This is a genomic window from Limnobaculum allomyrinae (genome assembly GCF_016649425.1).
Lineage (GTDB): Bacteria > Pseudomonadota > Gammaproteobacteria > Enterobacterales > Enterobacteriaceae > Limnobaculum > Limnobaculum allomyrinae.
Window position 1 is genome coordinate 529,203 of sequence record NZ_JADRCR010000002.1, and the last position, 24,711, is coordinate 553,913.

The following is a 24,711-nucleotide window of genomic DNA, read 5'->3' on the forward strand; positions in this document are numbered from 1 at the left end:
GTTTTGCTAAGTAATTTCTTGGTTTTTATAAGTGATGGCGTAGATTTTTTATAATGGTTTATATGATTATTAACCAGTGGGATTTAAAGTTTTTTCATTAGATGTTGAATAATTAATTAAATAATTATTTTTTAGAAATGAGAAAAGGTTGCCATTAATGATAGAAATTAATCATTAATGGCAAACCAGTTGTTTCAAAATATTAAACTTTAGGTAAATCAAATACCAAAATTTCACTATCGCTATGAACGGTGATATTCATGGTTGATTCATCCCACAGAGCGATACCGTCGCTATTTGAGGCCTGAACACCGTTGATTTCTACTTCACCTTTTACGACTTGTACCCAGATACGGCGTCCTTCTTTGATACTGAATTCAGCTTTCTCTTTAGCGTCCAGTGTCCAGCGCCAGAGCTCCATATCCTGATAAACTTTCAGCGAGCCATCACGAGCATCAGGCGACAGAACCAACTGACGAGCATGCTTTTCAGCAAAGGTCTTTTGCTCATAACGCGGCGTAATATCCTTGCGATCGGGAATAATCCAGATCTGATAGAAGTGCAGTGGCTCACTATCACTCGGATTGTATTCTGAGTGGCGAACGCCGGTACCGGCACTCATAATCTGAAAATCACCTGCAGGAACACGCTCTTTGTTTCCCATACTGTCCTGATGTTCAATCGTACCTTCCAGAACATAAGAGAGTATTTCCATATCTTTATGTGGATGGGTAGGGAAGCCCTGGCCCGGTGCCACTCTGTCTTCATTGATCACTCGCAGTGCAGAGAAACCCATAAAGTTAGGATCGTAATAATCAGCGAAAGAGAAACTGTGCCAGCTATCAAGCCAGCCGTGATTAGCATGGCCGCGTACATCAGCTTTACGTAAATAAATCATGTGAAACCTCCTTAACGTTTTAAACAGTTTAGTCGATACCACAAAGATAAAAAGCGGAAAAAAGTCACTCAGATATTCAAAAAAATTGAATAATAAAAATGGGGCTTGTTGCTGGTGGTATAAAGCATCCGGCAAAGTGAAACATGCCGGATGCCATTTTTAAAAGCAAAATTACTGAGCGATGCTATCTAACAGGTTAACGCCAGAAATTTTGGACATCTGTTTACGGTAAGCATCCACTTGAGGTGGATATTTCACGCCTTTCACAATGGATATTCCCCGAATCGACGGGAACAGATGAATATCATCTACCGACAGTTCACCGTTACAGGCTTCCGGTGATTGAATCAGTGTCTCCAGTTGAGCAAGATCTTGCTCTAATTGCTTAACCAGTTCCGGTGTTTGTGCCAATGCTTCAGCAAAGTTACCAATCATGGCCTCTTTTTTACGGCTGAAATACTGACGGGCGGAAGGGGTTCTGAACTCACAGAAGTCAGCCTGAGCATAACGGGGGATCAGCAGCTTGTTAAGATAAGGTGAAACCTGTTTCAACCAGTCGGCAATAGCCGGGTTGGTTTTACCGGTTAAAGCCAGTTGGCCAAAAGTTTCATCCACATAGTGCACGATATCCATACTTTCTGGCATGTAGCTGCCATCATCTTTTTCCAGAATTGGTGCCATTTTCTGACCGATCATGCGGATGGGCGTTTCTTCATCGTCATTCAACAACGTTACCAGTTCGAAAGGGAGCTTTTTGATGCCAAATATCATGCGTGCTTTCACACAGAAAGGGCAATGGTCATAGACATAGAGTTTCATAACATATCCTTAGCCAGCAGAATCAGGGGATAATATAGGTTTAACCCAGAATGAAAATGGATGCCATTATTATCTTAATAGTTTGGGTAATCAGAAAGAGAAAAGCCGTAAGCAGAGTGAATAGAGCGGCGGCATGCTTGCCGCCATCAATCAGGACATTGGGCTACAGAGTTCCAGCAGAATTCCGGACGGCGCCCTGACATAGGAGACGGTTTGCCCCCATGGCATCACCGTTGGTGCTTTTAGCTCGGTAGAACCATAAACAATGGCGGCATTATGGGCGGTTTGAACATCTTTCGTTACCAGAGCAATCTCAATACCCAATGGTTTTTCTGAGTTACCGGCCTGTAGGTAACCATCAGGAAAATGGCTATGTCCTAAATCATGAGAAGCAAACGCCAGAACGGTTTCACCGGTATCCAGTTCGCCATAAGTTTTGGTATCGTGCAGAAAACGGGTTTTCATATTGAAGGCTTCATTAAAGAAATGAAGCGTTTTCTCAACATCGTCGACATAGACAATGGTGTATCCGAATTTAACCATAATACAATCCTGTCTGTTTATGCGGTCAGTAATAAAATTATGGCAAAAGAATAACGGAAATCTATTCCGGAAGAACAAGAATATCGAAATTGTGAAGCGGACTGATGAACAAAGAGCCTGACGTTGTGCTCAGGCTCTTTGCAGATAACAGAATTAACGCAAATGTGACGGGCGACCACCACGATAGTGGTATACCCCAGGTCGGTTAGCCGGTCGATAATTACCTTTATATACCGGGCGATGGTTATTCAGGTTATAGCGATATTGAAAACTAATACCGGGATTATACCGATGGTTATAGCGGTGATTATAATAACGTGTGTAGTTATAGTGGGATGGAGCACGATATTGCTTATGACGGTTGTAATTATAATGCTTTGGATAACTTTTATAACCGCGATAGTCCCGATGATCCCTCGGCCCTGCAGATGCGCAGAACGATACCGCTAATAATAAAATAAACAGCGTCTTCTTAAGCATGTTGAGATTCCTGAGCGAGTGAACATGCATCAATCATTACATTTAGAGGAAATTGTTCAATAGAGCTAAATCAGTTTTACGAAACTTTTACGCTTGTAATACGTAAAACTGAGAGAAAATGAACAATATGGCTGAATATCGCAGGAAATGCTAAATGCAACGCTATCAGGTAAGACGCAAAATAGAGGTGCTGGTGATCTTTCAGAAAATAAATAAAACGCTTTACTGATGTAACCCAAATGTCAGGCTTATCCTAAATCAATCAGGATAAGCCTGCTTCAGAAACCGTTGGCTAAATATTGAGTCGTTTGGCCTGCCACTTTTTGGATTTCCAGCGCCAGGTGTTAGCCAGGCCGCGTAACCACTCGTCACACATAAAGCCGATCCAGATCCCTATCAATCCCATCTCCATGGTAATACCGAGGAAATAGCCCACCGGTATTGAGACACACCACATAAAGAAGATGGCGGTATACAGTGGGAAGGTAGCATCGCCTGATGCCCGCAGGGCGTTTACCATAACGATATTGAAGGTTCTGCCCGGCTCAAGGAACACTGAAAGTAAAAACAGCGGCAGCAACAGCTTATTAATCCCATCATCTTTCGACAGGAAGTGCAGAATATGCACATCCGCCAGCCAGAAGCCGATTACCACCAGAATAGTCACTCCGACCCCCAGCTTCAGGCTGCGGAACGTTTGGCGATAGGCATCTTCAAAGCGTTTAGCTCCCACCAGATGACCAACAAAGATCTCATTACCGATACTGACGGAAATACCAAACAGCATGACAAATAGCGCGATCTGAAAATAGAGAGTTTGCGCCGCCAGCGAGGTTTCACCCATCAGGCCAATAAAGGCGTTGGCGGTCATATATTGCAGAATCCACACCATATTCTCACCGGCAGCCGGTAAGCCAATGCGCAGAATTTTTCCCAATTGATCTTTAGACCAGTGGAAAAATAGCTTTATTTCAAAGCGAATGCGTAAGCCGTAATTTAATAAACAGGCCAGCAGAATAATACAAATAACGCGACCAAATACTGTTGACCAGGCTACACCAACCAGACCGGCATCGAAAACATACAGCGCCAAAATATTACCGATGATGGTAATAATATTCACAATCAGCGTGACGTACATAGCGGCTTTAGACTTGCCATAAACCCGTAAACAGGCGGCCAGAATTAAGGAAACCGCTTCAGGGATCAGACAAATACCCAGAATATGCAAATAGTTGAAGCCATCTGTCATCAGATGCTCAGGCATATTCATGATATTCAGCGCTTTGTAACCAAAGAAGAAGATGGTCGCCGCGCAGAACAGGCCGAGTACAAAGTTAAACGCAATGGAAATATGAATCGCTTTCTTTGCCATATCCATATGGCGTGCACCCAGATACTGAGCAATAACAACGCTACACCCAACGCTGATAAAGCTGAATATGGTAATACACATATCGAAAACCAGGTTACCGGGCCCCATCGCAGCAAGATAGGCGGTAGACACCTGGCTGACCATATAGGTATTAATCAGCAGCGTCGAAAAGTGTAAAAACAGATCGATGAATATTGGCCAGCTCAAAGAAAATAATGAGCGCTCTGTAACATCATGGTGATGCATTAAAAAATCCTAATACTTTTTTATCAGATAAACGTTAAAACGGAAGTTCAACTCAGGTGAGAAGGGGAAACAACGCGGCGTATTGTAGCATTGTTCAACCAATAGTCTCTAACAGAGTGATAATTTTTTAAACTAAAAATGCGGGTCTGAAACGGTGCAGATCCACTACCGCAAAGAGGTCACTCTCTCAGTCCACCAAAGCATAGCTTTTCTGGCTAATAGCGTGACGGAATAACGCTAATTTTGACTAAATAAAACCAGAGTATTATTTCTGCTTTGGAATATTTGATAACATTGGTTAAAGTCTAAAGCGGTTTTTCTTTTGTTAATCATTTAGGTTAGTGGAAGAATGAGAACGGCAAGATTAAAACAATAACTGAGACAGGGATAACCATGACTAAAAAAATTAGAGCGGCCGTTGTCGGCTATGGAAATATTGGTAAATATGCGATTGAAGCCCTGAATGCGGCAGATGATTTTGAAATTGCTGGTGTAGTACGTCGCAGTACGGGTGAGCCACTGGCAGAGCTGGCGGCTTATCAGGTAGTGGATGACATTGATAAGTTAGACAAGGTTGATGTGGCCATTCTTTGCTCGCCAACCCGGGCCATCAAGCAAGTGGCTCAGAAAATTTTGGCGAAAGGGATTAATACGGTAGACAGCTTTGACGTTCACTCTCAGATTGTTGATTTAAAAAACACCCTGGATCCTATCGCAAAAGCCAACAATGCGGTATCGGTTGTGGCGGCAGGTTGGGATCCGGGTTCAGACTCTATTGTGCGTACTCTGATGCTGGCGATGGCGCCAAAAGGGATCACCTATACCAACTTTGGGCCGGGTATGAGCATGGGGCACTCGGTGGCAGCCAGAGCGATTCCGGGGGTTAAAGAAGCGCTATCTGTTACGGTACCAATGGGAACCGGCGTGCATCGCCGTCTGGTTTATATTGAACTGGAACAGGGTGCCGATTTTGCTACGGTAGAGAAAACGCTGAAGGCGGATGACTATTTTGCCTCGGATGAAACTCACGTTAAGCAGGTAGATTGTGTCGACAATCTGAAAGATATGGGGCACGGCGTGCATTTAACCCATAAAGGTGTCTCTGGCGAAACTCAAAATCAGCTGTTTGAATATTCAATGCGCATCAACAATCCGGCATTGACCTCGCAGTTTTTAGTTTCTGCTGCCCGGGCGACCACGAAATTAAGCAGCGGTGCCTATACGGTAATTGAAGTTGCCCCGATTCATTTCCTGCAAGGGGAAACGGATAAACTGATTGAGCGTCTGGTGTAATTTACCTTAACGTTTAGCCGTTAATAACAAAACCCGCGTAATCTAATGGATGTGCGGGTTTTTGTTTTTTTACTCTGATAATGAATAAGTGTATTAATCTTAACGCGGAACGCGGATCCCACCTTCAACCCCTTTAGGGCTGAACAGAATTTGCCACAGTTGAATATCTCTGGCGCGAAAAGCGCCTGCGCAGGCATTCAGATAGTAAGTAAACATCCGTTTAAAACGTTCATCGTACTGTCCTGAAAGCTCACCCCATCCCTGAGCAAATCGTTTGTACCAGGCCATCAGCGTATGGTCATAGTCGGCACCGAAGTTATACAGATCTTCCATGACAAAATGCTTTTCGCTGTTTTGCGCAATATTAGTGACTGATGGCAGGCAACCGTTAGGAAAGATATATTTATGGATCCACGGGTCGACATTCACTTTAGTCTGTTTCGAACCAATGGTATGCAGTAAAAACAGCCCATTCGGTTTCAGGTTACGCGCAACCACATCAAAATAAGTGTGATAGTTTTTGGGGCCGACGTGCTCAAACATTCCCACCGACACAATCCGATCATAATGATTATGTAAGTCGCGGTAATCTTCCAGCAGAATGGTGACATCCAGCCCGGCACAGCGCTGTTGCGCCAGCTTTTGCTGTTCAGCAGAGATAGTTACACCTTCTACTGAAACACCATAGTTTTTCGCCGCGTAGGCGGATAACCCGCCCCAGCCGCAGCCAATATCCAGCAGCGTCATTCCCGGTTTTAACTGAAGTTTTTCACAAATCATTTTAAGCTTTGCCTGCTGAGCCTGATCCAGCGTATTCGCCTCTTTCCAGTAACCGCAGGAGTATTGCATATAAGGATCAAGGATCTGGTTAAACAGATCGTTACCCAAATCATAATGCTTTTTGCCCACCATCCAGGCGCGATGTTTTGATTGCAGATTAAACAGTCGGGCGGTGGCGATACGTAGAAAATCTTTAATGTGATGGGGGACTTTTTTATCCAACCCGAAGTGCAGGATTCGATGAAATAACATATCGGGGCGTTGACAGTCCCACCATCCGTCCATATAGCTTTCCCCCAGGCCAAGGGAGCCTTGCTGCACAACGCGTTTAAAGAACTGCGGATGGTGAACTTGAATATCAAACGGACGCGAACCGTTAATTTCAATATCAGCCTGTTCCAGTAACTCACTGATAATTCGGTACCACGGATTATCCTGAGTGCTGACATCTTCAATACATGATGAGCTCATAGTTTCTCCATAACGTTATCTGGTTACTACCTTAAGGCACACCCGAGATATAACGCACAGGGTGAGTGAATACCTGAAGGCAGGTTAACCACCAAGGATGAAAACGTATTTTTGGTTTAGCAACAGAGAGAAAATCCGGAGGCAAGCAGCAAACCGGTGAACCAGTCCATGATAGAAACAGGGGCGAAATTCCATCGCCTGCAAGACGTTTGTAATATAAACGTTTTAATAATGTTATGTATGGTGGTTTTTCGAGTATAGAGCGGCTAAAAGCAAGACTCAAGACGTGATTTGCATCACCTTTGATGTTTTTTTAAGCATGTCGGATAACGCAATGATTTATGGGGAAATAATTAGCTGGTGAATGTTCAGGCTGCCAGAGTTGATACTCTGTTGGCCTGAACATTCAGGAAAAGATGAGTTATTCCCCGTATTGCGCGAAGCTTTCTGCTCCTTCACCACACAAGAATACCTGTACCCAATCGACTAATAGCAGTTGGTGTTGCCTGACGAAGTTGTCCACTAATGGCGCGATAGCTGCAGATTCCGTATGGGCTCCAGGCCTCAGACACAGAGTGGTGATATAGCCAGTGTCATCCGTCTGGCCCCAGAAGATCCAACCTGATGCTGTTTGCCGGGCGAAACCGTTCATCACTGTTGCGGCGGCGTTGCTGAATGCGATACCGTCATAGGTTTTTTCCAGATTGAAGACGTTATCCAGTTCAGAAAGAGAAAGTGATTTTTCCGGTAGCGGTATATCAACCCGACGACGAACGTGAAGCTGCTTAAAACCAGAACCGTCATGCTGGGTCTGATAGATATTCAGTATATCTTCCAGCTCCTGACGGATTTCATTTTCAAGCCGAACCGAAAGAAACTCAAACTGACGCCAGTCATCCTCATACACCACCAAAACGTTTTCCAGTGAGCTTACTGCTTCCACCCCCGGCAAGTCCGAACTGATAGTAGGTAAGCTGTAGAGGATTTTGGCTGGATCAATTTGCATCACTTCATATTTTGCCAGCGTAATGATCAACGAGCCGGTTTTACGAAATTCGGATTTGCGTGGTGGCTCGGCACTGACCACGCTCCATTCATCCCCGGCGATACTTAGCGTCGTATTGATTTCAAAGGTATCCGGCAGTTGATCAATGGGTACCTCAGAAGCGGCAAATGCATTTTCCTGACCATTTTCAATAAACTGAACCCGAATGATTTCTTTATCTTTCTTTTTACCAAAGCCGAACATTGCTCAAATCCTTTTTCGGGAAGCAAAACAGAAGTCTTTAACGTTATCTGAATCGAATCAAAAATCAAATATCAGGCATTGTTTTTTAACTAAAATTCGATCGTATCGACAATATTGAGTTTTTCTTTATTGTGATGCTTTGTGTTATGGGGGGAATGGTATCAATAGTGGCAGAAAAGGGTGATTTCCTGTAATGACCGGAACGGTTATAGTGAGCTATCAACATTTATTAAGGACAATATGATGGAAAGAATAAGGCAGTTTATTTACTCGCTGTTTATTGCTTTGACACTGGGTTGCACTTTTTCGGCACATGCTGGCGATCCGGGACCTTACTGGCTGGTGTTTTTGGATATATCGGAAGAATCCTATCAGGATGGTCAAAAGCTGCTGATTGATTTGAGAAAAATGGAATCGCTATCTGATGGAAAAAGAGAGTTCTGTTTTATGTGTAACGGTGGCGATGCGGGTAGTTATGTCGATGTGCTTTATCTTTATTCCATACCGGTTGGTTTGTCCGTTGAGGAACTGCGCAAAGCGGTGAAAGGGGATGATGAAGCCAAACGGAAAATGCAAAGCGTATTGAATAAATTTGAAGACAATAAAGGGCACGGAGTTGATGGCTTGTTGATTTATGACCATCAGCCAGGAAAAGTGACCATTTACACCATGGATAAAAAAGTTGGTTCAAAACTGACAACTGAAGGCAAAGAGGTGAAGTCCAGGCTGTTGCATTCCAGTCTGGATAAGCTGTTAGAGGATGCTGCGGGTAAGTTAGATCGGCCAGTATAAGAGGGTTGTTAGTAGAAGGGATGGTCTTTAGATGGCGAAAAACCGGTGATACAGGCCGGTTTTTTTATGCTCCACATTGACCTTAGTTCCCATCAACAATATGAACTATGGCGATTTTTCAACTAGGCTTAATACAGTACTTTTGATTTATTGCCCCTGACATTTGTTGTTATCACCTCTGAAGGGGCATCACACAGCTTCCGGGAGAGTGGGATGAGCAGAACAGGAAACGTCCTGAGCTGGACGGGTGGGATTATCGTTGTTGTTATCGTCGCAGCCCTGATCTTTTTGGCGACCTTTGACTTGAACCGCCTGAAACCAACCATCAATGAGAAAGTAACCGCCGAATTACACCGGCCGTTTGCCATTCGCGGTGATTTAGGGGTTAACTGGCAGCGTCAACCGGATGAAACAGGCTGGCGGCGCTGGGTTCCCTGGCCAATGCTGCATGCGGAAGACCTTGTTTTAGGTAATCCTCCGCAGATCCCCGGTGATAATATGGTGACCTTGCAGCGCGTTGAGGCATTAATATCACCGTTATCCTTGCTGCATAAAGAGCTTTATATTCAGCGCATCTGGCTAAAACAGCCGTATGCATCCATTCAGCGTTTAGCCAATGGCGATAATAACTGGAGCTTCACTCCCTCAAAAACAGACCCTTCCGCCCCCCCTTCAAGCTGGTCAGTGAATATTAACGATATCGTGTTCGATAGCGGCAAGGTGGATTTTAAAGATGCCACCCTGAAAGCGGATATTCATGCGGTTATCGACCCCTTAGGCAAGCCTCTTCCTTTTAGCGAAGTTACCGGAAGCGGTGATAAACAGCAGCAAAATAGCGTGCCGGAGTATGTCTTAGGTTGGCAAGTTGAGGGGAAATACAAAGGCGAGTCGCTAAAAGGCAGCGGTAAAGTGGGGGGTATGTTATCCCTGAAGAGTGCCGACCGCCCATTTCCGGTACAGGCTGATGTAAGTTCAGGCACCACGCGAATTGCCCTGGCGGGAACACTGACGGATCCAATGAATCTTGGGGCGTTAGATTTACAGCTTAAATTATCAGGCCGTAGTTTGGGCAACCTGTATGGTATTACCGGCGTGTTGTTGCCAAATACACCCGCCTATTCAACCAATGGTCGTTTGATTGCCCATATTCATGCTGAAGGAGGTGCTACCTTCGATTATCAGGATTTTAACGGCAAGATTGGCAGCAGCGATATACACGGTAGCCTGAAATATACCGCCAGCAAACCCCGGCCAGTGCTGAAAGGGGAGTTAGTCTCTAAACAACTACTGTTCACCGATTTGGCTCCTTTAATCGGGGCTGATTCTAATAAGCAGAAAAAGCAGCGGGGTGAGAAAAGCCTCCAGCCTGCCGATAAAGTATTGCCGGTAGAACCGTTCGAAACCAAAAGCTGGGATGTGATGGATGCGGACGTGAAGTTCACCGCTAAGTACATCGAGCACGGTAAATCATTGCCGGTAAACAATCTGTATACCCATCTGATATTAAATAACGGTGAGATCCTGATGGATCCTCTGCGCTTTGGCGTGGCGGGAGGAAGCCTGAACTCCACAATTCGGCTGGATGGCAGTAAAAGTCCAATGCAGGGAAAGGTTGATATGCATGCCCGGCGCTTCCAACTGAAACAGCTTTTGCCGGAAGTAGAGATGATGAAAAACAGCCGTGGGCAAATCAATGGCGATGCCAGCTTAACCGGACGGGGTAATTCAGTGGCCGCGCTATTAGGCAGCAGCAGTGGTGATTTACGCATATTAATGAACGAAGGCATGATCAGCCGTGGCCTGATGGAGATTCTGGGTCTGAACGTGGGTAACTATCTGGTTTCACAACTTTTTGGTGATGATGAAGTGAAGATTAACTGTGTGGCGGCGGACGTGAATATCCGTGGCGGACTCGCCTCCCCACGTTTACTGGTGTTTGATACTGAAAACGCCATTATTAACGTTACCGGCCAGACCAATTTTGCCACTGAACGACTGGATTTATCCATCGACCCACAAAGCAAAGGTATGCGCTTACTCACACTGCGCTCTCCGCTGTATGTGAAAGGTACCTTTAAGAACCCTCAACCGGGAGTCGAAGCCGCGCCATTAATTGCCCGGGGTGCTGCGGCAGTGGCGTTAGGTGTGGTTGTTGCTCCGGCTGCGGCATTACTGGCGTTAGTGTCACCAAGCGAAGGGGAAGAGAACCAGTGTGGACAGGTACTGAGACAGATGAAGGATCAGCCAAAGGGTAAATCCACAAAGGTAAAGAAAGGCGCTAAAGCTAAGTAGAGCTATTTGGAATACAAATAAGAGAAAAGTAGCGGTTTTTATCTGCATATTGCATGGTTTTTCGAGATGTTTCGCATTATTGGTATGAATCTGAAAAGGTCGATTGCGGGTGGTTTTGGGGTTGATATAGTGGCGGGGCATCCTGAGTTGGGATGCCGGGATTTGCAGCCCGAATAGCTCCTTGAGAATGACATATTGATACATAAAGTATTTTTATAGTCATGGTCTTTGTGCACCTTAAAAACATGTCATAATGCTTGTTCTATGGTGGCTTTGGCTGGGACATCTTTGGATGTGCCGTTTCCAAGGGGCGGTCTGCAAACCCGAACAAAGCCACCACCCCAAGAGATTTGCAGCTCCGGAGGTGGGAGATATTAACTACCTTTGGAGTTAGCCCATGAACGAACTTACTCAACAAGACTCTTTAACCCCTGAAGATATTACCGTTCAGTGTTTAGCCGTGATTAATGCCGCGTTAAATACTGAAAACCTCGCCACCCGTGAAGCTTTGATGTTTGTGTTACAGGAAAGGTTAAGGGAGTTGTATAAGGTGTTGGGGGAGTAACGGTAAGTTAAAAAGGATTGTGGGGGACAATCCTTTTTATTCACGTTCTAGTCGAGTTATTTTTTTGTAGATTTTCTCAACCAATAATTCTGCATCTTTGCTGTGATGAAACGCTCTATGACAGTTGGGGCAGACAGCAATGCAATTACTTGTAGTATCGGAACCGCCATTAGATAACCATTTTACATGGTGAGCCTCTAGAAAAAACTGACCATCTTTATTTTTAAATGGACCGAGTTGGTTGCAGTTTTCACATTTTCCATTCGTCGAACGCCTAACCCATTCACTCACTCCCCCATTCCTTACATACCGAGATCCTGTATTTGGGATAGTGGTGGGCTTTATTACACCTTGAGGAATTGATTGCGTTGCCTCAGCTTTTTTATTTGAATCTTCAGCATAAAGTGTTTCTGTTGATATAGGGTTAGGATAAGTGAAAACCTTCTTATGGATTAAAGATTTAAGTTGCTGAAAGATGTTTTTCCCTACATTCCTTGCCGGTTTTAATCCAGGTAAGTAGTCAATTCCCTCAAGTACAACAACATAAGATATATTTTGCATACGGTACTCAAACGCTTTTTCAGAACGACCAAAACGTTCGTGTAGCTTTCTATAGCAATCTTTTTTGTTAAAGGGGATTTGGTCTAAATAACTATCATACATCTCAAAATAAGCCCGAACAGAAGCTTCAAGTTCTTCATCACTCCAAGAGTTACTCACTATAAATCCTTATTTGATACTTGCGAGGTATCGCACAAGAATACATGGTTTCGATTACTTGATTAAGTAACTAATTCAAGTAACGAGAGATGGTTTGTTTTTTATTGACGGGATATAACAATGAAGGGTATTTACCCTAAAAACCGTATCCTCCCGAATACAGCTTTTAGGGCTAAATTATCAATTACGATAGATTAATGCTGCCCAATCCCCCGTAACTTTATCCCCGCATAAATCTGCAATATGCCATACATCAAAACAATCACCCCAAGCCAGATGGTGGTAATCACCAGTCCAATAATCGGTTGTGCCATCAGTAATGCACCGAGAATTATCGCCAGTGCACCGCTAAGGATAATCATCCATTCTCCCTGAATCTGATTGCGAACCTGAATCGCAAACAGAATGCGGTAAATACCGCCAATAATCAGCCAGACAGCTAAAAAGATCATCAGGATGCTGGCGGTCGCCGCCGGGTTATACAGAGCCAACACACCAAAGATGATGGAGATAACCCCATAGCCAAATAGCCATCCTTTAGAAACCACAATACGGTTAGTAAACAGCGAGACAATAGTAATTACCCCTTCCAGCAGGGCAAACAAACCAATCGCCCAGGCCACCGATATTGCGGTTGATAGCGGTGCGGTTAATGCAGCAATACTAAATAAAATGGCAATCACGCCATAAATAATTAATACCCACCAGTTACGGGAGAGAACTCCCAATATTTCCTGTCTCATATTTATTCCCCATATCATTCAGATGATGATATTCAATTTATGTAGTGAGTTATGAATAGTTACATTAATAAATATAGGCCTGATTGCATCAGGCCGTTTACCACATGATGTTATTTCAAATATGTTCGATAAATATCAGGAAGGCAGACTAATTTAACTTTGCATGGTGCTGCTGCAATTCGATTAACGTTTTCAGTGCTCGTTCGGCATCTTGTTCAGGCACAAATATATGGTCGTGGTAATAAGCCGCTACAACGTTGACACTGATATTGTTATCCGCTAAGGCTTTAGACACCGCGGCAGTTAAGCCCACCGCTTCAAGGCTTGAATGAACGGTTAAGGTAAGCTGGCGGAAGATACCACTAAAATCCAGCTGATGATCTAACGCTGTTTGTTGGGAAATAATCAGGGTTATTCCTTCCTCTTCCACAAACAAACCTTTAGGTTTGAACCTGAAAAGCTGTTCGGTAAATTCTTCTTTGAGAGTACAAAACACATAAGTTTCACTGCTTAATGCGGGTGACATAGAAGAGAGCAGTGTGCTGAGTTGTTTAATGGGTTGCATAGATATTCTCCTTAATCGCCAGCAGGATAGAGATATTATCGGCATATGGGTAATTAAACTTTTTACTCGGAGATTAGGATAACTTATGGTTTAAATCTTATGCTGAAAACCATCATAACTATTATTCCCGCTTTATCATTTCCCGGGTAAATTATTTTTATCTATCAAGCGATAAGAAACTGAAAATAGTGTCAAGGATGTGTAAAGCGCATTGACGGAGAAATGCCTTGGTATATTTTGAACCGCGTAGAGGGCATTTTCTCACTAATAAGGAAATATGATGAAATCAAAAGCTATTGTTATCGGACTATTTAGCGCAGCATTATTAACCGGCAGTTTCAGCGCATTTGCTGAGCCAGATAATGCACCGCAACCTCAGGATGCGCAGCACAGCGAAAGGCATTCTGATGGTCAGTCGAACGATGGTAAAGATAAGCGCGATAACAGACGTTCTGATGCTAAAAAGGATGAGCGTAAAGAGAAAGGCGATCGCCCGGAAAGAAATTCAGAAGATCGCAAAAACAAAGGTGATAAACAACGTCCTGATACTAAATCAGAAGACGGTAAAGAGAAGGGTGATAAGCAACGCTCTGACGTAAAGCCGGAAGATCGCAAAGTGAAGGGCGACAAAAACGCTTCTGAAGATCGTAAAGCGAAGGGCGATAAAAAACGTTCTGATGGCAAGCAAGGTGAGCGCAAAGCCAAAGGTGACAAACACCGTTCTGATGTAAAGCCAGACGATCGTAAAGACGATTGATTGGTCATTATTAATCATGATTTTAGTGAAGGGGCGAAAGCCCTTTCACTGTATTTAGCGTATCAATATTCCTGCCTGTAAACCTTCCTTCATAAGATTTCATATTTACAACACAAACGATAATGAAAATAATTATCATTTATGTTGTTTCTTAACCTATTGTTTGATTCAATAAAACGCGATGCGGAGGATAAAGACGCATATCTAACGTTTGGTATCTTCGGCAGCGTAACAGTTGATATTTAGGCAGGATCAATCAAGGAAACGAATAATGAAAAACAACAAACTGTTGGCAGGGCTGTTACCCATTATGATGGTGGCGGGTGCAGCAAATGCGGCCGAACTGTATAACAAAGACGGCAACAAGTTAGACTTCTCAGGACAAATCGAAGGTAATCACTATATCTCTGATGACAAAGGCGAAGACGGCGACAACAGCTTCGTTCGCTTTGGTATTCGTGGTGAAACACAGGTTACTGAACAAATTATTGGTTACGGCTACTATCAAACCGAACTTACCGCCAGCTCCAGTGAAAACGGTGACGATAACGGTTCTACCACCCGTTATGCCTTTGCCGGTATTAAGTTTGGTGATGCTGGCTCTTTTGACTACGGTCGTAACGACGGCATCCTGTATGACATTGGCGGCTGGACTGACGTTTTGCCAGAGTTTGGTGGTGACTCTTATCAGCAGACAGATGTCTTTATGACTCAACGTGCCGGTAATCTGGCAACCTATCGTAATAAAAACTTCTTTGGCGCGGTTGATGGCCTGGACTTTGCGGTTCAGTATCAGGGCCGCAATGACTCCGGCGACCGTAACAAAAGCGATCGCAATGGCGATGGCTGGGGTATGTCCACCACCTATGATTTAGGCATGGGGCTTTCTGTGGGCGCTGCTTATGCTTCATCTGACCGTACTTATGACCAATCGCAAGACCATCTTGGCGATCGTGCTGACGGTGTGAGTGCAGGTATCAAATATGATGCAAACGACCTGTATCTGGCAGCCATCTATGGTCAAACCTACAATATGAACCTGTATGGTGATGATTTCGTTGCTAACAAAACACAGAACGTAGAGCTGGTGGCTCAGTATCAGTTCGAGAATGGCCTGCAACCGTCGCTGGCGTGGGTTTACTCCAAAGGTAAAGATCTGGGTCATGACACAGGCAGCAAAACATACAATAGCGAAGAGCTGGTTAACTATATTGATGTTGGTGCCAACTACCACTTCAACAGCAATTTCACCGCTAAAGTCGACTATAAGATCAATATGCTGGATAGCAGCACTTTCACTGAGAAGGCTGGAATATCAACGGATGATATTGTGTCGGTGGCGGTTGTTTATCAGTTTTGATTGATGGGCTGCTTGCTGGTGGGGTAGCGAGTGGCTTGGAGTTGGTGAAAGGCGCTTAATGCGCCTTTCACCAAATTGAAACGTCGATTTGTATGTGATTCTGTATATTGTAATTTCAAAGTTTTTTAAACCTTTCAGGGGGTCCAGATTACTTGACAGGCCAAAAATTCACTAATAACAATATATATTTTTATACCCTCGTCGTCATGGATTGTGAGGTAACGATAGCGTCCGTCTTGGACATCAATCCAATCATTGATCACTGCATTATGCATTGTTATATCACCTGATGATGATTCAATTATGAACTCTGTAACTAATAGTCTTTGTATCCACCGAGAACCGATCTCGCCTAAAATCTCAACGAAATGGCATGACTCAAAAGGTTCTCTTTGTTTATCACTCAATAAATTAAGCGGATACCACCATATAGAGTCAGGTTGATTATAACAACATTGGCTGAGTTCAAACGCTGCATGTCCCTTAGCTAATTTTAGAATAATATTTTCAATACGATGAGCTTCTATCTTAAAGTATGTTTGAGAGTCTTTTACATATTTGGCTGATTCTAATCTGGATTTTAGTTGAGGAGAACGTCGAAGAATATTTGCAATTTTTGGGCGGTTAACATGGTCAGGATTCGTTGAGCCAGCAATCATAACTTCCATAAGGCAAGCGAAATACTCTTCATCAAGTGAAAAGCTATTATTACAAGTTTTACATGCCGCTACGATAGGGAGGTTATCAGGAAATGGAGGATCAAGAAATACTTTAGAGGGGACATGCTCACGAGTATCTTCAGGCCCTCCGCAATATATACAGCCATTAATAAGCCGATTATCAGCAAAATTTCTTAATTGATCCATTTTCTAACTCATCAGACATAACTGTATTATTGCTAGATTGATTCTATTTTACTTGTTCTAATAGTTCATTCTCAGTTGACTTTAAATATTCTCTGAGTTTTTGAAATTCTGAATGTCCATAGGGTTTTCCTCTAGAGCTATCTTCAGTATCACTACATTTTATTTTAAATTCTTTTAGTTTAGGATCAAACTCTTCATCGTTATGTATGATTCCATTTCGCCTATTTCTTTGTGTATGTAATTTTCTCCTCAACGATAACTTGATAAATTTATTGTTATATGCTGTATCTATAGCATCTTTAAATGTGAGATTATCATTGTTTAGTTTTTCTTTTAATATATTATGCATTCTGGCTGTGATTTGCGCAAATAAGCCCCTGAGGTGATTAATTTCTTCTCTTTGTGTAATTATATAGTCCAAAACTGATTTTATTCTATCATGCCAGTCTGTATCAGAGGCCTCATTTGGTCTGCTTATAAATGTAAATCGTGTAAATAAATTAGGATCTTTTTCAGTATTCAGTTTCTTTGATAATTTTTCTATTATTTCATCAATTTCTGAACGTGTATAAAGAACAAAGTCACATAATACTTTTTTATCTATTGAATCTTTCAATTTTAAATATAAGTCTATGCCATTTTTATTTTCATCACCATCTAAATTGTTATCACTTAAATAAAAATCTATTCTATTTTGATGTTTATTCCCATCAATGCTCTCATCATTTAGACAAGCATCTACATTTGTATATTTAAAAAAAATAGGAGTAAAGCCTTTTTTTTCAATGTGTTGTGAGACATCTTCGATTAGTCTATTTATGGAACGACACTTATTACTTCTAAAATCCTCAAAATCATCGTCAACAATAACTATATTAAAATTTAGTCGCATGTGTTTAATTCCTTCTATTGACTATAAAGTTAACCAAATCATTGGGTTGTTCAACAATAATGTCGCATTCATTTTTTTCAAAAAAGGTTTTTATTTGATGCAATCCAATACCTGTACCATTAGGTTTTGTAGAATAACCAAGATTAAAAATATTTTTCAAATGTATGTCATCGATTTTTTTTGAATTACTTGAAAATACTATTCTATTTTCTTCAAATAAAATATCTAGAAATTGTGCTTTATGTTCCCTTGCATTTTGATAGAAATTATCTAATGAAATATGAAGTTGTAATATGTCACAATTTTTTTCCCAATTAGGAGTGAAGTTTTCATTTGTTATATTGCAACTTAATTTTAAACCATAAGATTGCTTATTCCTATTAGCTACGTATAATAGAGTTTGTTCATACCAATTAACGCGTTGTTTTGAGCGTAAGTCTAAGTTGCTGTTAATTAAAAGGTCTCTAAATGCACTTAGTTCTTTTTGTGTACCTCTAATTTTTCCAATTTCAATAAGTGCTTTTCTTTGTAACTCTTCATCTTTAATTTCATTTATTATATTAATAAGATCTTCTGTGGCATAATATAAATCTTCTGTCATTGTTTTAAAGTGATGGCTAATCTGTTCAGAATAGGATGAGGGCTCTCTATTTTTTTGTAAGTTCTCATTTTGTTTATAAAGATAAGTTATTTCTTTTTCTTTATTTTCGATTTCTCTTTCTTTCTCTTTGTTATCATATTTTAATTGAGAAAATTTATCTTTAACTTCCTTTATTTTTTCTTGAAAATTTTTATCTTCAATTACTTCAATGATTGCATCAAGTTGTTTTTCAGGGTTGTTATTTTCTACTTCAAAATTATCTTTGAAGTAAGTAATATTGTATTTTTTAGTTCTGGTAATATAATTCTTAAACTTATTTACTTCGTTTTTATTTACGGAGTTGTCAAAATATAGTTCTTCCTTTGTTTCGGAGTCCTCTCCCCATTTTATAAGGTTTATATAGCGTTCTAAAAGCATATGAATATCATAAATATATATTTCTTCTAATGACTTGAAGTATATGTTTTCAATGAATCCATTATTGCGTGATGAGGTTTCTTTAAATATATGCTGTTTATCGTTTATTGAAATATAACCAATAACTTCACGAGTACCTAAATATCTATTATATCCTTGAGGTTTCCTAAGATTTAATCCAAATAAATCATAATTTTCCTCACCGTATGGCATCACTCTAAAATCATTTCTATAAATAAATATATTACCGTAACGAATTGGTTGAATTCCCATTCGTCTAGTAAACATGCTTTTAGCTGAGGTGTTTAAATAGTTTATTGATATGTTTATGGAGACTTGTTTTAGTAGGGTTTGATTTGGTTTTGAAGCGCTATAAATTAACTCCCCACGATCATAGAGATTGATACTAATATTTTCATCAATGCAAGCTTCTATTGTGGTTGTTTTTCCTTTTAGTATTGATGTTATATTATTAGTAATTTTATATTTAGGTAGGGGGGCATTAATGGATATATCCTCACCTAAGAAGATGTTAAATAAATTATCTTCAACAAAAGGATTTTTTAGACGACTTAAACTTTGTTTAGCTCGCTTTTGCTCATTCTCATCTTTCCATGTAGTATGTCTTAATGTACCTATTGTTAAAATAGTGTATTGCTCGTCGCTTTCAACAACTTTTGAGTTATATATTACATCAATATTTTCAAATTCATTATGTAAGTTTCTATCGAAATTTGACCAATCTATTAATAGATGGTGCTCAATATTTTCATTCGATTTTTTTGTTCTAATATTTAATATTTCGCCTAGTGTATCACATGAAAAGCGTCCTACTCCTTTTGAGCCTACAAATACACGTTCATTGTTTTTGTGGCCTTCTTGCTTATCTGAATAAGCTAAATAGAGCCATTTATTTATTAAGGCATCTTTATTCATGCCATGACCATTATCGGCAATTACAATATGAGGTTTTTGAGTGTCAATTAAAGAGAGAGGGGATGTGTCAGTAGTTATTGATGAATTATTAAGATTATTAAAGGAAACAATAACATTTGATGCTCCAGCATCATAACTATTTTTTACAAGTTCAAATATAGCAACGAATTTATCTGTTATTAGATCTCTTCCAACAATACTTTTTATTCCAGAACTTGTTTTAAAGTGTAATTTTTCCAAAATTACTCCTCCAATTTTTTTAATGCTTCCATAATCTGACTAGCAATTGCTTTTGCTAATAGTGGTGGAACCGCATTTCCAACTAATGTGTATTGAGGAGTCTCATTCTTTCTTAATCCCCCTCCTGTTGTTCTTTTTCCTAGAAACTCAAAACTATCATCGAATGATTGTAATCTAGCCATTTCGCGTACGGTAAGAATTCTGTTTTTAGAGTAATGAACTAAATCATCTGGTAATGTTAGAACTGTTGGCGAAGGTTGATCAGCAATAATTTTTTTGCAATTTTGTTTTTTAGTTTTAAAACGCTTATAATCTTCTGTAGATAAACGATTTAATAAAGAATGAAGCTTTTCACCCGATTTTAGTAAGCTAAATCGTTCCCTAACTAATTCTGTATGTACACTTGTTTGATGATTACTTAATATTTCAGATGTTAATAACGTACAATCTTTAGTTAAAGTTCTCCCTTCTCTTGATTTTTTTTGATAATCTGTATTTATAGGTTTATTATACTCATAAATAGTAGAACCATTTTCTATTTCACTTAAATCATCGATAGCTTCTTGTGCCGATATTTTATTCTTTACTGTTGGTTTAGGGTGGAAAACTTTTATATTAATATCATTGCGAGTACCAAGAAAAATAACACGATTTCTTTTTTGAGGAACTCCGTAATCACTAGCATCTAGCATCTTTATTTGTATATTAGAGTAACCTATAGAATCAAATTCTGCCAACAGTACATCAATAACTTTGCTATTTTTATAGTTATTCTGTAATCCTTCATACTCGACAAATTTTGCAGATAAAATACCTAAAACATTTTCCATGACAAAATATTTAGGTTTTACTTGTGAAAGAATTTTAATATAGCTTTTTACAAGCTTATTCCTGTTGTCATTAGGATTACGCTTACCTGCTAGGCTAAATCCCTGGCAAGGAGGACCACCACAAATAACATCAATTTGGTTAAAGTTCTTATCTAAAAAATTATAAAGAATCGATTCATTAGCAAGTTCCTCAACATCACCACAGTAGTATTTTAAATCAAAACCTAGTTGTTTATGTCTGTTGATGTATGTCTCTGCGGCCTGTTGACTTCTATCACTCGCATAAGGCACAGAAAATCCCGCCTGCAAAAATCCCTCAGACATTCCTCCCGCACCAGAAAATAAATCTAACACTTTGAATTTCATATATAAATATATAATGTTTATGTGGTAATTGTACACTATACCTTAAACATTAAGGATTTTGAAATTTTTAAGTACAACTAACATTTACATTAAATATCAATTGATTATATATTTTTGCATGAGTACCAATTAGTACGTAGTGTCTTCAGCACTATTTATTTTGTGAATATTGGTCGAAAGTCCAGCTCATACATAACAAATTGTTTTAATTGAATAATATAATATTCTTAATATCGTTTTAGGCCGAATATTTCATATACTAACCTAAATAACACAATTCAACTTTATAGTCGAAACAGGAGTCTGGCTATTTTCACAACAAAATTGAAGTATAAAATTTAATCTATTCGGGAGTTGAACAGAAGCCTTTTTAGACGTTGAACTCAAGCCAAACTCAGATAATAAGCTAAACACCGCAGGCGCTTTAGACGACCCATTGCGACATAAAACTGTCACATGAAAACTTTATTTGATCTACGTGAGCTTTGCTCTTTCGATAGGGTTGGAATTAAGATACTTGGCGTTTGGCAACATTGTTTGTAGTTCGCATGTGTGATTCTTTGTCATAACGACCAGTGTCACATCATAAGTTTGACCTTTAATCGTATATATCGTTGATAGCTTCCAACAAGACCATTGTTGGTTCAATAAACTAAATAATTCTTGTTTTATCAATCATATTCTTAATCTAATTCTATGTTAATTAGCGCTTGGAGTAATATCCTTCAATTAATTATTTTTAATATCACATGTATTGGTTTAGCCGATATTTTTGATTAAATATCTCTTGAAAGTGAAATGAAATCATCATCCATTTAATTCTTTTGTAAAGAAATAAAAATCCATCAAACAATGTTTTTTTTGTTAATTATTGATTTGGTAGAGAATTTTTGAGTAAAACTTAGAGTATTTATAACCAACTTTATTTTTGATTTCTAATAGGAGTTGTTTAATGAATATCATCGACCGTTTTATTGCGTATACGAAAATTAATACTACAACCAATCGTGAAAAGGGTGCCGCAGGTATTATGCCCTCTTCCGACGGGCAGATGGTATTAGCGCAGAAGGTAGCGGAAGAATTACGGACATTAGGCATGGAGAAGGTTCAGGTCAACGAGCGGGCGATTGTTACCGCACTATTGCCTTCTAATGTTGATTATTCGCTACCAACGGTAGCGTTTTTTGGACATCTGGATACTAGCGCCGAACACTCTGGCGATACTCATGCTCAGATTTTGCCTTATTCAGGCGGCGATCTCTGTTTGAATAAAGAGAAAAATATTTTTCTGCGTCAGAGCGAATTTCCTGAGCTGGCGAACTATATCGGTGATGATCTGATTGTTACCGACGGTACCAGCTTGCTGGGTGCTGACGATAAAGCGGCTATAGCATCGATTGTTAATGCGGTTCAATATCTGATTGAACACCCTGAGATCAAACACGGACCGGTAAAGGTAGGCTTTGTTCCCGATGAAGAACAGGGACTGCGTGGTGCTAAAGCCTTTGATGTACAGGCATTCGGTGCAGATTTTGCTTACACGCTTGATTGCTGTGGCATTGGTGAACTGGTTTATGAGAACTGGAACGCTGGTGATGCGGAAATTATTTTTAATGGTCAGTCAGCACACCCGATGTCCGCCAAGGGAAAACTGAAGAATTCGCTGCTGATGGCCCATAAGTTTATTGCCATGCTGCCAGGAGGCGAAGCACCGGAGTATACCGAAGGTCGTGAGGGTTACTACTGGGTTAAGCAAATGCAGGGCAATAGCGCCAGGACTGTATTGAAGATGGACGTCCGCGACTTCACTGAGCAAGGTTACCGTCAGCGCATGGAGTTTCTCGGTAAACTGGCGGAAAACTGCGCAGAATTATGGGGAGAGGGTAGTGTAGTTTGCAATCTGGCAGATCGTTACGCTAACGTTTATAACAGCCTACAGGGAGAAAACCGTTTCCCAATTGATATCGCTCTGGCAGCCTATCAGTCTTGTGGTATTGAACCGAAAGTCATCCCAATGCGCGGCGGTTATGACGGCGCGGCACTATCGCAAAAAGGTCTACCTTGCCCAAATCTGTTTACCGGGGCGCATAACTTTCACTCCATCTATGAATATCTGCCGGTGAAATCATTACAGGCTGCAAGCAAGGTGGTGATCGAAGTCATTAAGCAAACCCATAACCGTTTTGCTCAAGGAAGTGCTCAATGATTCAGATTATTATTGCGTTACTGGTCATCGTTGTAGTCGCCCGGTTAATTTTAAAAGGCTATAAAGCAGAGCCAGTATTGTTGGCCGCTGGTCTGCTGCTGATGTTTTGTACGCTTGTGACCGGTTGGGGTGAGCTGTTACCTAAATCGGTAAAAAGTACCGGCATCAGCTGGTTTGATCCTTTTGAGGTCACTAAGTGGCTGTTCAGTACCCGAGCTGCCGATTTGGGCCTGATGATTATGGCGTTGATGGGTTTTGCCCATTATATGGACCATATTGGTGCCAATGATGCGGTAGTCAGGGTTGCTACCAGGCCATTGCGCAAGCTGCGTTCACCTTATATTTTACTGTTTTTCTCTTATTTGTTAGCCAGCGTATTACAGTTGGCAATTCCATCCGCTACGGGTTTGGCGGTATTGCTGATGGGCACAATGTTTCCGATTATGTTGGGCCTTGGGCTGTCTTCCGCTTCGGCGGCAGGAGTTATCGCCACTTCATTAGGTATTGCCTATACGCCAACCGCGATTGATGCTATTCGTGGCTCACAGGCGGCGGGGATGGAAGTCGTACAATATGTATTAAATTATCAGGGGCCTGCGGCAGTAGCAACGGTACTGGTTGTTGGTACCACCCACGTGTTTTGGCAGCGCTATTGCGATAGCAAGCAGGGATTGGTTGCCAATTTACCCAATGTTGAAGAACAGGCAGGTAAGAGTGCTCCGGGCTTTTATGCTCTCTTGCCGATGTTACCGATCATTATGGCAGTGGGGTTCTCGCCAATTTTTGTCTCCGGCGTCAAGTTGCATGTAGTGACTATCGTACTGATCGCCATGTTTATCTGCATGATAATCGAGCTACTGCGATTACGGGATTTTAAACAAGTTAGCGCCGGTTTTAATAAGTTTCTCGGCGGAATGGGCAGTGCTTTTGCGAATGTGGTCGGCCTGTTGGTCGCCGCCGGGGCTTTTGCTCATGGAATCATGAGTATTGGCGCTATCGATCAAATGATTCTCATGGCAGAAGCGGTTGGATTACCGCCATTTGCTATGGCAATTGTATTTGCTATCGTTACGTTGGCTGCGGCAATCATTATGGGCTCTGGTAATGCGCCGTTCCTGGCCTTTGTCGAGCTTATTCCTAAGATTGCCGAATCGATGGGGGCTAGCGCGACGGCGATGATCCTACCAATGCAACAAGCATCCCACATGGGGCGGGCTATGTCGCCGGTATCCGGCGTCGTGATCGCCGTTGCCAGCGGTGCTAAGTTGCAGCCGTTCGAGGTGGTAAAAAGAACCTCAGTACCACTGTTGGTTGGATTGGTGGTTCATACACTGATTATCGGTCTGTTTTATTAAGGTTTTATAACAACGAAATGGCGGCCATGTTTTGTGCCGCCGTTTTTTATTATT

The 24,711-nt window shown here is 41.1% G+C and carries 22 protein-coding genes; 8 read left to right on the forward strand and 14 right to left on the reverse strand.

What is annotated here, in order from left to right; all coding sequences use genetic code 11:
* Window positions 1-202: 202 nt before the first annotated feature.
* The 5 genes from I2494_RS06610 to I2494_RS06630 form a co-directional block, all read right to left on the reverse strand.
* Complete coding sequence (locus I2494_RS06610; RefSeq protein WP_218466299.1) at window positions 203-898, reverse strand: pirin family protein; 696 nt, start codon at window positions 896-898, stop codon at window positions 203-205.
* Between the two features lie 171 nt (window positions 899-1,069).
* The gene (gene grxB, locus I2494_RS06615; protein ID WP_218466300.1) at window positions 1,070-1,717 is read right to left on the reverse strand and encodes a glutaredoxin 2; all 648 of its coding nucleotides are present in this window, start codon (window positions 1,715-1,717) and stop codon (window positions 1,070-1,072) included.
* 150 nt (window positions 1,718-1,867) lie between these two features.
* Window positions 1,868-2,260: a VOC family protein gene (locus I2494_RS06620; protein ID WP_218466301.1), complete on the reverse strand. Its 393-nt coding sequence runs from the start codon at window positions 2,258-2,260 to the stop codon at window positions 1,868-1,870.
* A 153-nt stretch (window positions 2,261-2,413) separates the two neighbouring features.
* On the reverse strand, window positions 2,414-2,740 hold the full coding sequence (locus I2494_RS06625; RefSeq protein WP_218466302.1) for a hypothetical protein: 327 nt from the start codon (window positions 2,738-2,740) through the stop codon (window positions 2,414-2,416).
* A 292-nt stretch (window positions 2,741-3,032) separates the two neighbouring features.
* Window positions 3,033-4,361, reverse strand: coding sequence for an MATE family efflux transporter (locus I2494_RS06630; protein WP_218466303.1), 1,329 nt, complete (start codon window positions 4,359-4,361; stop codon window positions 3,033-3,035).
* Window positions 4,362-4,754: 393 nt separating this feature from the next.
* Between I2494_RS06630 and I2494_RS06635 the strand changes: the two genes are divergently transcribed.
* Window positions 4,755-5,654 carry a diaminopimelate dehydrogenase gene (locus tag I2494_RS06635; RefSeq protein ID WP_218466304.1) on the forward strand — a complete coding sequence of 300 codons (900 nt, stop codon included), beginning with the start codon at window positions 4,755-4,757 and terminating at the stop codon, window positions 5,652-5,654.
* A gap of 99 nt (window positions 5,655-5,753) precedes the next feature.
* Here I2494_RS06635 and cfa read toward each other — a convergent pair whose 3' ends face one another.
* Together cfa and I2494_RS06645 are read right to left on the reverse strand one after the other, a co-directional pair.
* Entirely contained in the window at window positions 5,754-6,905 is a 1,152-nt protein-coding gene (gene cfa / locus I2494_RS06640) for a cyclopropane fatty acyl phospholipid synthase (RefSeq protein WP_218466305.1), read from the reverse strand.
* A gap of 421 nt (window positions 6,906-7,326) precedes the next feature.
* Complete coding sequence (locus I2494_RS06645; RefSeq protein ID WP_218466306.1) at window positions 7,327-8,154, reverse strand: hypothetical protein; 828 nt, start codon at window positions 8,152-8,154, stop codon at window positions 7,327-7,329.
* Between the two features lie 243 nt (window positions 8,155-8,397).
* On the opposite strand from I2494_RS06645, the gene I2494_RS06650 reads away from it, so the two are divergent.
* The 3 genes from I2494_RS06650 to I2494_RS06660 all read left to right on the forward strand — a co-directional run bounded on the left by I2494_RS06650 (window position 8,398) and on the right by I2494_RS06660 (window position 11,803).
* Window positions 8,398-8,946, forward strand: a complete 549-nt coding sequence (locus tag I2494_RS06650) for a hypothetical protein (protein ID WP_228350857.1) — start codon at window positions 8,398-8,400, stop codon at window positions 8,944-8,946.
* A gap of 213 nt (window positions 8,947-9,159) precedes the next feature.
* The gene (locus tag I2494_RS06655) at window positions 9,160-11,238 is read left to right on the forward strand and encodes an AsmA family protein (RefSeq protein WP_218466307.1); all 2,079 of its coding nucleotides are present in this window, start codon (window positions 9,160-9,162) and stop codon (window positions 11,236-11,238) included.
* Window positions 11,239-11,635: 397 nt separating this feature from the next.
* Window positions 11,636-11,803 (forward strand): hypothetical protein, encoded by a 168-nt coding sequence (locus I2494_RS06660; protein WP_168189652.1) that lies wholly within the window; start codon window positions 11,636-11,638, stop codon window positions 11,801-11,803.
* A 36-nt stretch (window positions 11,804-11,839) separates the two neighbouring features.
* On the opposite strand, the gene I2494_RS06665 is transcribed toward I2494_RS06660, so the two are convergent.
* From I2494_RS06665 to I2494_RS06675, 3 genes are all read right to left on the reverse strand, one after another.
* The gene (locus I2494_RS06665) at window positions 11,840-12,523 is read right to left on the reverse strand and encodes an HNH endonuclease (protein ID WP_228350858.1); all 684 of its coding nucleotides are present in this window, start codon (window positions 12,521-12,523) and stop codon (window positions 11,840-11,842) included.
* A gap of 194 nt (window positions 12,524-12,717) precedes the next feature.
* A complete protein-coding gene (locus tag I2494_RS06670) occupies window positions 12,718-13,266 on the reverse strand; it encodes an HdeD family acid-resistance protein (protein ID WP_218466308.1) in 549 nt (182 codons plus the stop codon).
* A 148-nt stretch (window positions 13,267-13,414) separates the two neighbouring features.
* Window positions 13,415-13,831, reverse strand: coding sequence for an ACT domain-containing protein (locus tag I2494_RS06675; RefSeq protein WP_218466309.1), 417 nt, complete (start codon window positions 13,829-13,831; stop codon window positions 13,415-13,417).
* Between the two features lie 280 nt (window positions 13,832-14,111).
* Between I2494_RS06675 and I2494_RS06680 the strand changes: the two genes are divergently transcribed.
* Window positions 14,112-14,588, forward strand: coding sequence for a hypothetical protein (locus I2494_RS06680; RefSeq protein WP_228350859.1), 477 nt, complete (start codon window positions 14,112-14,114; stop codon window positions 14,586-14,588).
* 271 nt (window positions 14,589-14,859) lie between these two features.
* Window positions 14,860-15,948 carry a porin gene (locus I2494_RS06685; protein ID WP_218466311.1) on the forward strand — a complete coding sequence of 363 codons (1,089 nt, stop codon included), beginning with the start codon at window positions 14,860-14,862 and terminating at the stop codon, window positions 15,946-15,948.
* 134 nt (window positions 15,949-16,082) lie between these two features.
* Here the strand turns inward: I2494_RS06685 and I2494_RS06690 are convergent, their stop codons facing one another.
* The 4 genes from I2494_RS06690 to I2494_RS06705 are packed head-to-tail and all read right to left on the reverse strand — an operon-like array spanning window position 16,083 to window position 21,084.
* Complete coding sequence (locus I2494_RS06690) at window positions 16,083-16,814, reverse strand: hypothetical protein (RefSeq protein WP_218466312.1); 732 nt, start codon at window positions 16,812-16,814, stop codon at window positions 16,083-16,085.
* Between the two features lie 43 nt (window positions 16,815-16,857).
* Window positions 16,858-17,706: a hypothetical protein gene (locus I2494_RS06695; RefSeq protein WP_218466313.1), complete on the reverse strand. Its 849-nt coding sequence runs from the start codon at window positions 17,704-17,706 to the stop codon at window positions 16,858-16,860.
* Between the two features lie 4 nt (window positions 17,707-17,710).
* Window positions 17,711-19,900 carry an ATP-binding protein gene (locus I2494_RS06700; protein ID WP_218466314.1) on the reverse strand — a complete coding sequence of 730 codons (2,190 nt, stop codon included), beginning with the start codon at window positions 19,898-19,900 and terminating at the stop codon, window positions 17,711-17,713.
* A gap of 2 nt (window positions 19,901-19,902) precedes the next feature.
* The gene (locus tag I2494_RS06705) at window positions 19,903-21,084 is read right to left on the reverse strand and encodes a DNA cytosine methyltransferase (protein ID WP_218466315.1); all 1,182 of its coding nucleotides are present in this window, start codon (window positions 21,082-21,084) and stop codon (window positions 19,903-19,905) included.
* Window positions 21,085-22,048: 964 nt separating this feature from the next.
* Here I2494_RS06705 and pepT point away from each other — a divergent pair.
* Together pepT and dcuC are read left to right on the forward strand one after the other, a co-directional pair.
* The gene (gene pepT / locus I2494_RS06710) at window positions 22,049-23,302 is read left to right on the forward strand and encodes a peptidase T (protein WP_218466316.1); all 1,254 of its coding nucleotides are present in this window, start codon (window positions 22,049-22,051) and stop codon (window positions 23,300-23,302) included.
* Window positions 23,299-24,657: a C4-dicarboxylate transporter DcuC gene (dcuC, locus tag I2494_RS06715; RefSeq protein WP_218466317.1), complete on the forward strand. Its 1,359-nt coding sequence runs from the start codon at window positions 23,299-23,301 to the stop codon at window positions 24,655-24,657. Before pepT ends, dcuC begins: the two co-directional genes overlap by 4 nt.
* The last annotated feature ends 54 nt before the right edge of the window (window positions 24,658-24,711 follow it).

Excerpts from the sequence above, each read along its gene's own strand:
- I2494_RS06610 (WP_218466299.1), bottom strand. The coding sequence starts at position 898 with ATGATTTATTTACGTAAAGCTGATGTACGCGGCCATGCTAATCACGGC.
- grxB (WP_218466300.1), bottom strand. The coding sequence starts at position 1,717 with ATGAAACTCTATGTCTATGACCATTGCCCTTTCTGTGTGAAAGCACGC.
- I2494_RS06620 (WP_218466301.1), bottom strand. The coding sequence starts at position 2,260 with ATGGTTAAATTCGGATACACCATTGTCTATGTCGACGATGTTGAGAAA.
- I2494_RS06625 (WP_218466302.1), bottom strand. The coding sequence starts at position 2,740 with ATGCTTAAGAAGACGCTGTTTATTTTATTATTAGCGGTATCGTTCTGC.
- I2494_RS06630 (WP_218466303.1), bottom strand. The coding sequence starts at position 4,361 with ATGCATCACCATGATGTTACAGAGCGCTCATTATTTTCTTTGAGCTGG.
- I2494_RS06635 (WP_218466304.1), top strand. The coding sequence starts at position 4,755 with ATGACTAAAAAAATTAGAGCGGCCGTTGTCGGCTATGGAAATATTGGT.
- cfa (WP_218466305.1), bottom strand. The coding sequence starts at position 6,905 with ATGAGCTCATCATGTATTGAAGATGTCAGCACTCAGGATAATCCGTGG.
- I2494_RS06645 (WP_218466306.1), bottom strand. The coding sequence starts at position 8,154 with ATGTTCGGCTTTGGTAAAAAGAAAGATAAAGAAATCATTCGGGTTCAG.
- I2494_RS06650 (WP_228350857.1), top strand. The coding sequence starts at position 8,398 with ATGGAAAGAATAAGGCAGTTTATTTACTCGCTGTTTATTGCTTTGACA.
- I2494_RS06655 (WP_218466307.1), top strand. The coding sequence starts at position 9,160 with ATGAGCAGAACAGGAAACGTCCTGAGCTGGACGGGTGGGATTATCGTT.
- I2494_RS06660 (WP_168189652.1), top strand. The coding sequence starts at position 11,636 with ATGAACGAACTTACTCAACAAGACTCTTTAACCCCTGAAGATATTACC.
- I2494_RS06670 (WP_218466308.1), bottom strand. The coding sequence starts at position 13,266 with ATGAGACAGGAAATATTGGGAGTTCTCTCCCGTAACTGGTGGGTATTA.
- I2494_RS06675 (WP_218466309.1), bottom strand. The coding sequence starts at position 13,831 with ATGCAACCCATTAAACAACTCAGCACACTGCTCTCTTCTATGTCACCC.
- I2494_RS06680 (WP_228350859.1), top strand. The coding sequence starts at position 14,112 with ATGAAATCAAAAGCTATTGTTATCGGACTATTTAGCGCAGCATTATTA.
- I2494_RS06685 (WP_218466311.1), top strand. The coding sequence starts at position 14,860 with ATGAAAAACAACAAACTGTTGGCAGGGCTGTTACCCATTATGATGGTG.
- I2494_RS06690 (WP_218466312.1), bottom strand. The coding sequence starts at position 16,814 with ATGGATCAATTAAGAAATTTTGCTGATAATCGGCTTATTAATGGCTGT.
- I2494_RS06695 (WP_218466313.1), bottom strand. The coding sequence starts at position 17,706 with ATGCGACTAAATTTTAATATAGTTATTGTTGACGATGATTTTGAGGAT.
- pepT (WP_218466316.1), top strand. The coding sequence starts at position 22,049 with ATGAATATCATCGACCGTTTTATTGCGTATACGAAAATTAATACTACA.
- dcuC (WP_218466317.1), top strand. The coding sequence starts at position 23,299 with ATGATTCAGATTATTATTGCGTTACTGGTCATCGTTGTAGTCGCCCGG.